The sequence below is a fragment of the Catalinimonas locisalis genome (assembly GCF_038039535.1).
In the GTDB taxonomy this organism is placed as follows: Bacteria; Bacteroidota; Bacteroidia; order Cytophagales; family Cyclobacteriaceae; genus Catalinimonas.
In genome coordinates, this window is the sequence record NZ_JBBPHP010000036.1 from 1 (window position 1) to 14,009 (window position 14,009).

At 42.5% G+C, this 14,009-nt stretch carries 10 protein-coding genes; all 10 read left to right on the forward strand.

Annotated elements, in window-relative coordinates:
* The first annotated feature begins 78 nt into the window (after window positions 1-78).
* Window positions 79-678 carry a chemotaxis protein CheC gene (locus WJR50_RS26690; protein ID WP_341296371.1) on the forward strand — a complete coding sequence of 200 codons (600 nt, stop codon included), beginning with the start codon at window positions 79-81 and terminating at the stop codon, window positions 676-678.
* Between the two features lie 27 nt (window positions 679-705).
* On the forward strand, window positions 706-3,198 hold the full coding sequence (locus WJR50_RS26695; RefSeq protein ID WP_341296372.1) for a PAS domain S-box protein: 2,493 nt from the start codon (window positions 706-708) through the stop codon (window positions 3,196-3,198).
* 38 nt (window positions 3,199-3,236) lie between these two features.
* Complete coding sequence (locus WJR50_RS26700) at window positions 3,237-4,061, forward strand: CheR family methyltransferase (RefSeq protein ID WP_341296373.1); 825 nt, start codon at window positions 3,237-3,239, stop codon at window positions 4,059-4,061.
* A gap of 134 nt (window positions 4,062-4,195) precedes the next feature.
* Window positions 4,196-4,342, forward strand: coding sequence for a hypothetical protein (locus WJR50_RS26705; RefSeq protein WP_341296374.1), 147 nt, complete (start codon window positions 4,196-4,198; stop codon window positions 4,340-4,342).
* A gap of 452 nt (window positions 4,343-4,794) precedes the next feature.
* Complete coding sequence (locus tag WJR50_RS26710) at window positions 4,795-5,376, forward strand: RNA polymerase sigma factor (protein ID WP_341296375.1); 582 nt, start codon at window positions 4,795-4,797, stop codon at window positions 5,374-5,376.
* Between the two features lie 122 nt (window positions 5,377-5,498).
* On the forward strand, window positions 5,499-6,533 hold the full coding sequence (locus WJR50_RS26715; protein WP_341296376.1) for a FecR family protein: 1,035 nt from the start codon (window positions 5,499-5,501) through the stop codon (window positions 6,531-6,533).
* Between the two features lie 83 nt (window positions 6,534-6,616).
* A complete protein-coding gene (locus WJR50_RS26720) occupies window positions 6,617-10,072 on the forward strand; it encodes a SusC/RagA family TonB-linked outer membrane protein (protein WP_341296377.1) in 3,456 nt (1,151 codons plus the stop codon).
* Between the two features lie 46 nt (window positions 10,073-10,118).
* On the forward strand, window positions 10,119-11,492 hold the full coding sequence (locus tag WJR50_RS26725; RefSeq protein ID WP_341296378.1) for a RagB/SusD family nutrient uptake outer membrane protein: 1,374 nt from the start codon (window positions 10,119-10,121) through the stop codon (window positions 11,490-11,492).
* A gap of 203 nt (window positions 11,493-11,695) precedes the next feature.
* Window positions 11,696-12,778, forward strand: coding sequence for a WD40 repeat domain-containing protein (locus WJR50_RS26730; RefSeq protein ID WP_341296379.1), 1,083 nt, complete (start codon window positions 11,696-11,698; stop codon window positions 12,776-12,778).
* An 87-nt stretch (window positions 12,779-12,865) separates the two neighbouring features.
* Window positions 12,866-13,969 carry a hypothetical protein gene (locus WJR50_RS26735; RefSeq protein WP_341296380.1) on the forward strand — a complete coding sequence of 368 codons (1,104 nt, stop codon included), beginning with the start codon at window positions 12,866-12,868 and terminating at the stop codon, window positions 13,967-13,969.
* Window positions 13,970-14,009: the final 40 nt, after the last annotated feature.

Here is a 14,009-nt window from a genome sequence, read left to right on the forward strand (position 1 = left end):
CATGTGCCCGCTATCATACAGGAAGTATTTCATAATGTACAGCCCCAAAACAAAAGTGTGCTCTCATAAGAAAAAAAGATGAACATATTATCAAAGAAGGAAAAAGCCTTAGCCCGACAGATCATAGATGCCGGTTATCAGAATGCAGCCAAGTCATTCTCATTGGTCACCCGGCAAAACATACAGATAGAGATTGCCGAGATTGAGGTGACCCAGTCGGAGCCCAACTACCAGAGCTTGTTGAAGTCAGGAGAAGAGATCACGATGCTGACCACCCAAATCATAGGAGAGGTGAGTGGGAAGAGCTTTCTGCTGTTGAATGAGGAGGAGCGACAGGCCATTTACCGTGCCTGTCTGGGGCCACAGAAAGATGAAGCACAGAGAAAGGTGATGGAAGAAGCCATTCTCAAGGAGATTGACAACATCATCTCGGCCACAGTTATCACCCAGTTTTCCAATGCCCTCGGTTTCTCTATTTATGGTGGTGTGCCGGAGTTAATCCATCTCAAAGCTGAACAAATAGATACTCTGATTGCTCAGGAGTTAGGCCAGGCAAGTGACTGTCTATTCACGATCAATACGCGCTTCCGTTTTGAGAACAACACTGCCCTTCAACCTCATTTCTTCTGGATACTGTCTTCTCAGTTTCTGGAGAGAATCAAGCAGCATATAGCCTAAGCTTACTTCAGTGATAATAAAAAAAAGATGAGGAAAAACAGAATGTTCTACAATCACATAAAAACCATTGTTATTGTGGAATTGGTAGCTTTATCATTAATTCCCGTTTTTTATTATTTGCATCTACCCTATCTCATACATTTACTCGCGGGAACTCATGCGGTGCAGGCTATGATGGTTTACCTGATAGTAAAAAATATGGCTGCTCAGATACAGCAAATGGATGAGGTCACTGACGTGTTGGTCAGGGGTAGTATTATTGAAAGCAAGATTCCTTTTACAGGGGCAGCCAGAAATGTAATGATGAAACTTCAAAAAGTTTCGGCTAAAATTGGAGAAGCTACTGAAGTAATTGAAAAAATAGGCAGTAAGCAGCAAGTGGCGATGCTGGAAACAGAGTTTGTGCATCTTGATACAAAAGACGCTTTGGGACAAGCGCTACTTAGCATGAGGGATAAGATGCAAGCTTATCAAAATGAAGAAAAAAAGAGAAATTGGAGTGCTGAAGGGCAGGCAAACTTTGCAGGTATCTTAAGAGACAATACTGACGATCTGGATAAATTTGCTCATCAGGTAGTTAGATTTTTGGTCAAATATCTAAAATGTAACCAGGGGAGCTTTTTCATACAGCAGGAGGATACAGAAAATGAAAGCTATCTGGAACTGATAGCCTGTTATGCATATGATAAGAAAAAATATCAGGAGAAAAGAATAAAAATAGGTCAGGGCCTGGTAGGACAATGTGCTTTTGAGAAGCAAATCATATCTGTCACTGATTTACCACAAGATTATGTCAATATTACCTCAGGCTTAGGAGAAGCCACGCCAACGCATTTGGTGATTATGCCTTTGCTTGTCAATGGTGAGTTTCATGGAGTCGTTGAGCTGGCCTCATTCCAAAAACTGAAAGCGTATCAGCTGGAATTTCTGGAAAAAGCCGCAGAAAGCATTGCATCCACTTTAAACACGGTAAAAGTAACGCTACAAACTAAGCAACTGCTGGATAAGTCGCACGAACTTACCGCAGAACTACGTTCCAAAGAGCAGGAAACCCGTGAACATATCGGAGTGCTGATTGATGCCCAGCAAGGGATGCAGACTAAGCAAAGGGAGCTGGACTGGATATTCAAAGCGATAGATAATATACTGATTACCGCAACTTTTGAGCAGAGCGGAAGATTACTTACTGCTAATGAAAAATTAGTTGAATTTAGTGGTTCTGCTTTGAGCGAAATAATGGAGCAGGGTAGCGAATTGCTGATTTCAGAGAAGGAGGGAACTACTTTCTGGAAGGGTATTCAGCAGGGAGTAGTCAAGTCCGGAGATTTCAAGCTTATAAATCATAAAGGAGAAGAAAAGTGGATAAATGCCTCCTTTACCCCTATGCAGCTTGTAGAAGGACAGCCGGCAAAAGTGTTGATGCTGGGTACAGATATCACGGAGAAAAAACTCGTACTGGAAAAACTATCGTTGGTAGCCAACAATACCGATAATTCGGTCATCATCACGGATGATGAGGGCTTTATAGAGTTTGTCAATGATGGTTTTGTGAAACTGACCGGTTACGGCAAAGAGGAAGTGATCGGGCAAAAGCCAGGACACTTGCTACAGGGACCGCGTACTGATCAGGAAACCGTAAAGCGTATAGGGCAGAAGATAAAGCAAAAGATGCCTTTCTATGAAGAAATCCTGAATTACCGTAAAGATGGCAAAACCTACTGGATATCGCTGATGATCAATCCGGTAAAAAATGAGGAAGGAAGAGTTACCAAATACATTTCTATCCAAACTGATATCACCCAAATCAAAGAAGATACCCTTGACTATACGCATAAACTGGAGGCAATAAGCCGCTCCAATGCAGTGATTGAGTTTGATATGGAAGGCAATATACTGGAAGCAAACTCCATTTTTATGAGTGTAAGCGGGTATGAGCAGGAAGAGTTGGAAGGAAAACCTTATGATTATCTACTTCCGGAGAGTGAAAAAGACAAACCACAGGTACAGATGATGTGGGACAATTTGCGAGAGGGAACGTTCTTCTCCGGAGAGTTTATTCAAAAAAGCAAACAGGGCAGAGACTTATGGCTGAGCGGTACTTTTAACCCCATCTTTGACCTGGAAAACAAGCTACAGAAGATTTTGATGTTTGCCCAGTTCACTACACATGAAAAAGAAAAACAAAATGAGCTGAGTAGCATATTGAACGCGCTTAACAGTTCAGTCATGACGCTGGAGATGGATGGCAAAGGGACATTGAAAAAAGGAAATACCTTATTCCTTCAAAGCTTCGGTTTAAAACGCTCTGAAGTTGCCCGGAAGCACATCAGTGACATTATAAACAACCCTGAAATCCTACCTGAAGTACTGAAGCAGCTTAAAAGTGATGGCGCTGTAAAGCATAAACTTGGCTTTGTCACCAAAACAGAGGAAGCAAAAGTGTATCAGGCAACTTTCAATGTCATTCAAAATTTAGAAAATCAAATACACAGGGTGATGATGGTACTCAGTGAGTGCTGATTCATCAGATACAATCATTATCATATAACCTTATTTCAATGCTAGCGGAAGCCACAATTACCGATGAAGAATTAAACTCTCTCACGCATGCGATTTTGAGACGATATGGCATTGACTTTACTTGTTACGAACCTATCTCTCTCAAGAGAAGGGTGATCCGGGCAGTCAATGTTTTAAAACTGGAGACAGTGCACAACCTATGGATCAAGTTGCTGAGAGATCGTAATTTTATTTACCAGTTCATAGATGAGTTATCGGTAGGGCTTACTTCCATGTTTCGTGATCCCAAACTGTGGCAGGCCCTGAAGAAAGATGCCATACGTGCAATTCCGCAAAAAAATAATCTTAAAATATGGCATGCCGGCTGCTCCAGTGGCGAAGAAGTTTTTAGTATGGGGATTGTGCTGAAGGAAATGGGCATACAATCAAAGGTGAGTGCTTTTGCTTCTGATATGAGCGAAGCAGCGCTCTGTCAGGCGCAGAAAGGTGCCTATCATATACTGAAGCTTGCTGAATACGAGCGAAACTATCAAAAGTTCAATGAGAAAGGAGCTTTCAGACAATATTACAGCATAGAGGACAATGAAGGAGTGATGAACTCATCACTTATCAAACATGTAGATTTTGGTGTGCAAAACCTGATCACTGACCCGGTCAGAGATCAGTATGATATTATATTCTGTCGTAATGTGATGATTTACTTTGATCAGGCTGCCAAAATCAAACTTTTGGATCAGTTTCACCAGCACCTGAACCCGGGAGGCTTATTGATTATTGGCTTTTACGATGCATTGGTTCCTTTGATGGATAAAGATCGTTTTCACTATCTGAACCTGGAGGCCAAGATTTTTCAGAAGGCCTGAGGGATACTGAGTGTAAGCGTTTCCAGGAAAAGTTGTGTTCAGCTTTTAAACTACCTCCCGACCTTAAGAAAGAGGCAAAATAGCTGGGGTACTTTTATGTAGAACAACTAATATTTTTATAAAAGAGCAATACTATGGAAAAGTTATCTTATCTCAAGCTACAGAAGCTTATCGGAAACTTATCCTTATTGTTGGAGGCTTACCAAAGGAATAATAATACGGCGATACAGGCAATAGCCACGATTGATTCCATAAAAGCAAACTCTAACATCAAGCTATAGCTATGCACTGCCTAAGCCATACGAACTCCTGTTATTAAGTTAGGCGAGAGGAAGAAGTAGCTTCTATTCCCTGCGTTAGATTTTCACTCATGTACTAAATTTCCATTAATAAAAATTCTTTATCAAGTGGGCGAATCATATTACTTTATAGTTTTTGCAGTATGATTGATCTATAGATTTTAAGCCTCTCATTTCTGTTTGGGCTCATACTGAGATTATGCTGTTGAGGAGAAAACTCTGGTTGTGATAATTTTTTACCAGGTAAGCAATTATAAGCAAACCTCAAGCTTATATAAAGCCAGGTACTCATTAATTTTTCTTCGTCGTACATTCTAAACCTTTAATCGTATTAGTGATAAATTTTGATAATTTTAAAAAGGAACAGATTTTTTGATTATACTTTGATAATTCACTAACATTAGAGGTAAGTAAATGGTATGATGTAAAAGTTTATGGATCTTAATGAAGCATATTGTTGGAAACAATTTCTTGAAGGAGATCAGTCTGCTTTTGAACGTATCTATTTTCAATTTGTCAATGCTTTGTATGATTATGGGCTTAGAATTTCTAAAAACGAATCACTGGTAGAAGACTGTCTTCAGGATTTATTCAGTGATTTGTGGGAGAAAAGAAATGTGCTAAGTCAGGTCAATTCCGTTAAAGCTTATCTTTTTGTAGCAATGAAAAGAAGGGTTCTGAGAAAACTTACTTCTGAGAATATCCGGTCTTTTCAGCATTTGGACGAATTTACTGCGCATGTATCTCCTTTCTTGCCCACCCTTGATGAGGAGGAAGATGAAGAAATGATTGCCGGTTTGAAAAAGGCTTTTTTGCAACTCAGCGATAAGCAGCTTGAAGTAATCTACCTTAGATATTATAATCACCTCAGCTACGAAGAAGTTGCAGAAATCATGGAGGTGCAGGTGAAGGCAGTATATAAACTTATGGGAAGAGCTATCAAAACACTCAAAAGTACACTGGATAAGCCTATGCATACCGCTAATCTACTTGTCATTTTAGCAACAATGTTCTAATAATATTGACAATTATCTCATTAAATCCAGCTTTTATTAAATCATGTGTAATTATTGATTTTTTTCATTTTTACATGGGGTAAAAAAAGGACCTAAGGTATCTTTTCTATAAATGCCTAACTATGGAAAAGCCTTCTTTTTGGTCCTATGTAGATTATCAGGTAGAGGATTTTTTGGTAGATGAGAATTTTCAGCAATGGGTACAGGAGGCAGATGCCGCCTCGGAAGAATATTGGCAGCAGTTTTTGCAAAGGTACCCTCAAAAGAAGGAGCAGGTAGAGCAAGCCCGCATACTAGCCTCTAGTATCAGGTACCATCCTCAAAAGTTAAGTGCTGAAAGGCAAAGAGAAATACTACACAATGCATATGCCGGTACCGACAAAAAAACTATTTCACTACCTAACAGGAAGCCAATCAGTTTTTCTTACCGGGCTGCAGCGGCGGCGGTTGTCCTTTTATTTATTTCCGGTATCGCATATTGGTTCGCTCTGGATAATATACAGGTTTATCAGACGGCGGCCCGGGAAAATAAGACCATCATACTAGCGGATGGCAGTGAGGTCACGCTCAATGCGAATACTAAGATCAGTGTACTGATAGACGAAGAAGCTGACCAGGCCCGTCAGGTGTGGCTGGATGGTGAAGCTTTTTTTGAAGTAAAGCGCCTCAGTACTGATCAGTATGAAAATCGCCCTAAATCAAGAAACTTTATTGTTCATACTTCAAATTTTGATATTGAAGTATTGGGGACTTCCTTCAATGTATCCAGCAGACTACAAAAGAGCGAGATACTTCTGAAGACCGGTAAAGTGAAAGTAGAAAGTAAGCAGATCAACAAAACTCAGGTATTGCAGCCCGGTGATATGTTGTCGCTGGCCCAGCAAGAAAACAGTTTTATGCTCAGGAAAGAACCGGGAGAGGCCGAACTGGCCTGGAGGGAAAACTTCTTTATATTTGAAAATACTCCTCTAAAAGAAGTTGCTGAGGCAATAGAAAACTATTATGGCCTGGAAGTACAGATTATGAACGAAGCTGTTGAAGGCAGACAGTTTACCGCCAAATTGTCCCGCAACAACCTTCCTGTACTTTTGGAAGCAATAGAAGAATCATTTCAGGTAGAAGTAGTCAGAAAGGAGAGTGCAATCCAAATTAACTAAGATACTCAAAAGAAAGCGTCGGCAGCCTGCCCGCCAGCATACCACCGACGACTTTACATGTTTCACTTTAACATATATTTAATATGCTACTCAAAACTACAAAAAAGAAGAGAGTAATGTTAGTGTCATTGCTTTTTATGTTTGTTCTTAATCCCTTGTACGCACAGCATTTTGCTTCAGCAGAACGCAGTGAGGTACAGTCTTTTCAACCCAGTCAGGTAGAGAGTAAGTCCTTGCAACATTACCTGATGGATCTGGAAAAGGAGTTTGAAATACAATTTGCCTATGATAGCGAGTTGGTAAAGGATAAGAAAGTGAGCCTCGATTCTGATAAAGGACAAAAGCTAGAATTTTTGCTCAACCAGGCCTTAGAGCCTAATGCCCTGCAATACAAAAAAATAGGGGAAAAGCTGTACGTTATTCAGCAAAAGGAACAAAATGAAATCAAAAAAATCAATACCAAGTCCGACAGAAGGGAAGGCAAAACCGAAACACTTGCCTTGCTTAATTCTTTGTCAATATCACCCATTGGAAATCTGGCACAGACCATAAGGGGTAAAGTAACAGACGGAGAAAATGGCGAACCCCTACCCGGAGTCAATGTCCTGGCCAAAGGAACTACTATAGGGACCGTTACCGATATCAGCGGTAATTATCAGCTTACTGTGGATGATGAGGTAAGTACCCTGGTTTTTTCTTCTATTGGTTATGTTACGGAAGAAGTAAGCATCAATGGTCAAAATATTATTAACCTGGAATTACTACCCGACATACAGTCACTTTCAGAAGTGGTAGTAGTAGGTTATGGTACGCAGCAGAAAAAGGATGTGACAGGTTCCATTGCCTCCGTCAAACTGGAAGATGTAAAAAACATGGCAGTAGCCAGCCCTGACGCTTTACTACAGGGCAAAGCTGCCGGAGTGCAGGTAGTGCAGAATTCAGGAACTCCCGGAGGCGAAGTTTTTGTGCGCGTAAGAGGTACTGCCTCTTTGCTGGGCGAAACCCGCCCCTTGTTTGTCATTGATGGAGTGCCCATGAATAACAGTACAGCGGTATCTGCTGGTGGGCAGCGTAACTCTACCCTGGCCGACATCAATCCCAACGATATTGAGTCTATGGAAATTTTAAAAGATGCTGCGGCTACTGCCATTTACGGTGCACGCGGCTCAAATGGCGTAATCCTGATCACCACCAAACGGGGTAAAGAAGGCAAGGCCAGGATCAACTTTGATGCTTATACCGGGGTGCAGAGCATCTGGAGAGATTTTGACCTGCTGAATGGAAGTCAGTTTGTAAACTTACTAGAAGAAAGCCTTACCAACCGTAATCCTGATCTGTTGAATAACCCACCTTATAATGAACTGGAAATTACGGGAGTTAACAGCAATTACCAGGATGAGGTATTCAGAACAGCACCCATCTCAAACTATTCTTTGTCGGTATCAGGTGGCAATGAGAAGATGCAGTCTTATGTATCCCTGGGCTACTTCAATCAGCAGGGTACCATTATCGGTCAGGAGTTTGAACGTTTCTCTGCCAGGCTTAACCTGGACTATCAGGCTACCGATCGGTTGAAAATAGGAACCAGTACCACTTTGAGTAATACTTTGCAAAAAAGAGTACAGAATGATTTCAGCGGCTTGTCAGTTTTGGGTAATGCGCTGATTCGTAACCCTAATCTGCCGGTATATAATACAGATGGCACCTATTCGGTAGATCCGTTGCGCACAGAAAACCCGGTACAATTGGCCAATGAGATCACTTTTGAAGGAAATCAGCGCAGGTTGATCACCAACTTTTACGGAGAATACCAGATTCTGGATGGTCTTACTTTCCGTAGCGTGCTAGGGGTGGATTACAATGACGAAAGACAAAACCGCTACATTCCCAGCTTTATCCTGAGCAGGACCGGGATAGCAGAGGCCCGGGCAGACTTACTGGATGAGCAGACCATCGTCAACGACAATACGCTGAACTACAGCAAAACTTTTGGTGCCCACAATGTGTCGGTGCTGGCGGGTATAGGTTTTCAGAGGTCAACATTCAATATTTTAAGAACCGGAGGACAGCAGGCAGGCTCTGATATCATCAAAACGGTAGGAGCCATTGCAGATCCCTTTATACCTTCACAGGATATTACCGGCTGGGGAATTATGTCGTACTTCGGAAGAGCTAATTACAGCTTTCAGGATAAATATTTGATTGAAGGTAGTTTCAGAGTAGATGGTTCTTCAAGGTTTGGTGCCAACCGACGATACGGTGTATTCCCTGGTTTGTCGGTAGGTTGGAGACTTTCTGAAGAAAATTTCCTGAGTGAGGTTTCTGCCATTACTGACCTAAAAATACGGGCTGGCATAGGGGTAACCGGTAACCAGGATGGTATTGGAAACTTTGCTTCCCGTGCTTTGTACTCTGTTGGCAGAAATTATGATGGTAATCCTGGCATAGGACAGGCCAATATTCCCAACGAAGATTTAGGTTGGGAATCAACAACTACGACCAATATAGGGATAGATTTGGCGCTCTTCAACGGAAGGGTCAGTACTACTGCAGAAGCTTATGTTAAGACCACCTCTGACCTGATCTTTTCCCGTAACCTGCCCTGGACCTCAGGTTTCTGGAGTATCGGTAATGCTAATATCGGAGAGATGGAAAACCGAGGACTTGAACTTGCCTTTACCACCCGCAATACTACCGGAGAATTTAAATGGACTACTGATTTTAACATTTCTTTCAATCGGGTAAAAATCACTGATTTACCCGAAAACGGGGAAGCGGGTTCAGATTATATTTTTAAACTGCCTGATGCTTATGGGGTGGAAGGGGCTTACAGCATCTACCGGATAGGTGCGCCCGTAGGCTCATTCTTTGGCTATGTTTATGACGGAGTTTTTGCCAGTGACACAGATGTTCCGGAAGGTCTTTTTGAAAGAGGCGTAAGAGGAGGAGATGCTAACTTCCAGGATTTGAATGAAGATGGTGTATATGACAGGCAGAATGACCGTGCTATCATCGGCAATGCCCTGCCTCAGCATATTGGAGGTTTTACCAATACCTTTGCATACAAAGGAGTGGAGTTGAGTGTGCTGTTCAACTGGTCGTATGGCAACGATATGTACAATATGACAAGGGCTGTGCTCACCGCCATGAGCGAAGACTATAACCAGTCAACTGATGTGCTGCAACGTTGGCAACAGCAGGGAGATGTTACGGATATGCCTAAGGCTATTTATGGTAGTTCTTCGGTCAGTGGTGCAGCTCCTACTGATGCATCTTCCCGTTATATAGAAGATGGTTCTTTCCTGAGGATGAGGAATGCGACCCTGGCCTATAATTTCCCTTCCGAGTTACTGCAAAGAATCAATATAGCCTCAGCCAGGATTTACTTCTCTGGTCAGAACCTGTTGACTTTTACCAACTACTCTGGTCTTGATCCGGAAAATCAGAACCAGGGCACGGGTACACCCTCTCTGGGAGTGGATTACCTTACTCAGCCCCAGCCCAGAATTTATATGTTTGGGATCAATATTGGTATCTAAACTTTCAGATCGGCCCATAATTGAGAAAAAATAAAAGCTGAAAATCATGAAGAAAATATTCATACTAACTTTATCAGTTCTCCTCGGTTTGTCCACTTCCTGTGATAGTGTACTGGAGGTAGAGCCCGTAAGCCAGATACTGGCAGAAAATTTTTATAGTGATGCTGATGGTGCAGAAGCAGCGTTGATGAATGCCTATGACTGGGTGCAAAACCCTGTCACCCAAAACTTTATCATCGTACCAGGCATTGTGTCTGATGAAGCTATCATGACCCGTGGCGGTAACTTTACCCGCCACCACAATTTTGTACCTACACCGGTGCAGGGCAATGTGGGGGATATGTGGAGAAATATGTACTTTGGTGTACAGGCCTGTAATGATGTGTTGGAAAATGTACCTACCATTGATGATCCGGCATTGAACGCTGATCAGGTGATGGGCGAAGCCTACTTCCTCAGAGGTATGGTGTTTTTCTACCTTACTCGACTATATGGAAAAATTCCGCTCATCACGGAGGCCAGCAAATCAGCCAACCAGGATTTTAATGTACCCAGAAATGAGGTAAATGAAGTGTTTGAGCAGATCATCTCCGACCTGACTACCGCCGAAGATTTGCTAGGAGCTGAATCTCAAAACAGGGCCAGAGCTTCCAAAGGAGCTGCCAGGGCCATGCTGGCCAAAGTCTACCTGTACAGAAACGCTCCCGGTGATCTGGAACTGGCGCTGGCCGAAACCGAAGAAGTGATGGCTGATAATCAGTACCAGCTTGTAGCCGGTACTGACTATGCCAGCCTGTTTACTGTAGGTCAGCAGAACACTTCGGAAACTATTTTTGAGCTCTCTTACCGTCCTAACACTTCTGTAGAAAACCAGAATTTGGATAGAGAGACTGTTCCTTTTCCCAACAATGACCCACGGATGGCTCCTACTGAAAAGATCATAGAGGCCTTTAACCAGAATCCTGAAGATTTGAGGCTTCCGGTCAGCCTGGATACCATCAGCGGCAGAACATACATCAGAAAGTACCAGAACGCTCCAGCAGATGATGTAGCTCGTGGCACACAGGCCAGTAATGTCATTATACTGCGTTTGGCCGATGTGATCCTGATGCGGGCGGAGATACTGAACGAACTGGGACGAACCGGAGAGGCTATTCCTTTTCTCAACCAGATCAGGGAGAGAGCGGGTATTGGTCCAACAGATGCGGTAAACCAGGATGAAGTTAGACTAGCGATTGAAAATGAACGTTTCCTGGAACTGGCTTTTGAAGGGCAGCGCTGGTTTGACCTTATCCGTACCAATCGTGTGGTGGAAGTGATAGGTGAACGTCTGTTTGACTCCGACAGAATACTGTGGCCAGTACCCGGTAGAGATATTGATCTCAATCCCAATCTACTGCCCCAAAACCCAAGTTATTAATGATGATTGTTGTAGAGTAGTCAGAAGGCTTTGGGAAACTTCCCTTAAGCCTTCTCTTCAATCGTTGACGGGCAGTCTATAAAATTTGGAATAGAAAAAACGTATATTCACACTAAGGCAATACAACAAATTTTCAGGTTAATACATACTTTATGCGTTCATTCAAAATAGTAAAGACAATTATCCTCGTTCTTTTTCTAATCATGGTTTCACTTCCTTCGCTGCAAGCTCAGCAATACCTGGATTATCAACTGCGTTTGGAGCCGGTATGGTCCAGAGTAGCCGATGCCATGGGTGAAATTGGTTCGGTAGAAAGTGCTGAGTTTTCACCGGATGGCAAACATATCATCAGTGGTACCAAGTACGATAATTCCGTCATCATGTGGCGCACTTCAGATGGTACCGAACTCTGGCGAAAATACGCTAAGCAGGAAGTAGAAAGGGTTGGCTGGTCGGCCGATGGGCAGTATGTAGCTGCTGCCAGTGAGGATTTTCTGGTCACAGTGTACGATGCCCAAACTGGTAAGGTGGAGCATGAGCTTCAGCATTCTCAAGGTATTGACGGACTCACCTGGTCCAATCAGGGTAGCCTGCTGGTCACCGGAGAAGAGAAAAGTGGAGAAGCCGCCAACGAAGTCAAAGGAATGATACGGGTTTTTGATATGCCTGCGGGAAAGGAAATCAAAACCATAGATTTTGGTAATACGGTTAATGAGTTGTTCTTCTCCCAGGATGATCAGTATCTGCTGGCCGTGGGACACGGAGCGGTAAAGGTATACAAAGTCGCCGACTGGTCGCTACAGCAGACCTTGAAACCTGATTATTTCACCATTTTCACTAGCGGAGGCTTCTCACCCGATGCCCAACATGTGATTGCGGTAGGGCAGGGCGGAACTTCCCGGGGTAATACCTACCTCTGGGAATGGGAGAGTGGTAAGCTGGTGAAAATGTTTAACCACACCGGAAAAAAGATAGAATCCATCGCCTGGCACCCCAGCGGAGATTACATCGCCCACGCCGGTCACGATCCTTACATTTACATTTATCGGCTGGGAGATATTTTAGCACATGGCAATGACGAAATACCCATCGCCCATCGTGTCTGGGCCAGCGACCATGCAGAGTTTATTGATTTCAATGCGGATGGCAGCTTTCTGGTCAGCGCTCACCAGAACGGACTCATGAAGCTCTGGGTGTGGATGGGAGAAGATGCCGGCCTCAATTCCCGTCGCCATCAGATGATCAAAGAGGTCCAGGACAAAGCTCAGACAAACAGTAATGAGTAGCTTTTAGGAAGAAATAAATATGTTGTAAGTAATAAAAATATGCCTGTAAAAAAACTAGCTTGCATACATATTTATTCAAGAAAATTTATGAAAAAAAACATCCTGTGGGTAGCTATACTTTTTAGTATCGCAGCTTGCAAAGAAGAGGAGATTGTATCCGAAGTTCCTGAACCTGAAGAAGCAGCGCCCGTCTGGCAGCTTCATGAAAGTTTTTTGTATGACCTCAAGACACAGTACAATAGCTACGTTCATGAAGATAAACTCTACTTTTTGGGAAATGAAATTATTTCGCAGGTTCAAATAAGAGATTCTGTTGAAGAAAGTGAGCATTTTCTGTTGGGGAAGTATGATCAGTATCACCGTATGCCCATTGGACCCAGACTTACACTAACTGCTAATGAGGAAAGGCTGATTTTTAAACCCAACAGAAACCCAGTGCGTGGAGGTTCAGGTTTTTACATGCGTATGCAGGGTGTTGACCCTTCGTTTGTTGATTTTTCTTTTCCTAACTTCTGGAGAAGTGAATGTATGGTGATCAATTCCCGAAATGAATGTTTGATTCCGTATAGCTATCAAATTAATGACACTCTGAATGGAAGTAAAGTACTTTTGGTAACTCCTAATATCTGGAACCCTAGCCCGGATGATGACTTTATTGATACCTTGCAAACAGTTCAGCATGTAGTATCTCAATACGAAACGCGCATAGATGGTTTGTATGTGTTTGACGATAACTTCTATATCACTGAGCGCGATGGAACGCGGATGCTTGATGCCTCTGGAACGCTAAAATTTGTCATTTCAGCTACCTTCCAAAAGATGTTTAAGATAGATGACGAGCTTTATGGTTTATCGTTCGGGAATCTGTATTCTTCAAGTGATGGAATAAACTGGCTCTTGAGAGGACAGTTGGATGATGGGTTTTCTAGTATTATTGAGTTTAGTGTATTTAGAGTTGTTGACGGAAAAACTATTGGAAGCTACTTCAGTCAGATTTATCACTTGGAGATTGAAGGAAATTCTGTAAATGTAACAGAACTGTCCAACGAAGGATTGGAAGGAAACAGAATTACTTCTTTCTCCAAGTTTCACGATAAAATGTACATTACCACCTTGTCAGGTGTTTTTACTAAAAATTACGAAGACTTCTGGATGGTCAAAGAAAATGAAGAAGAAGAAAATGTAAATTGACCTAAGGATACTGGACAGTTTTTGTGCTTAAAACAAAATA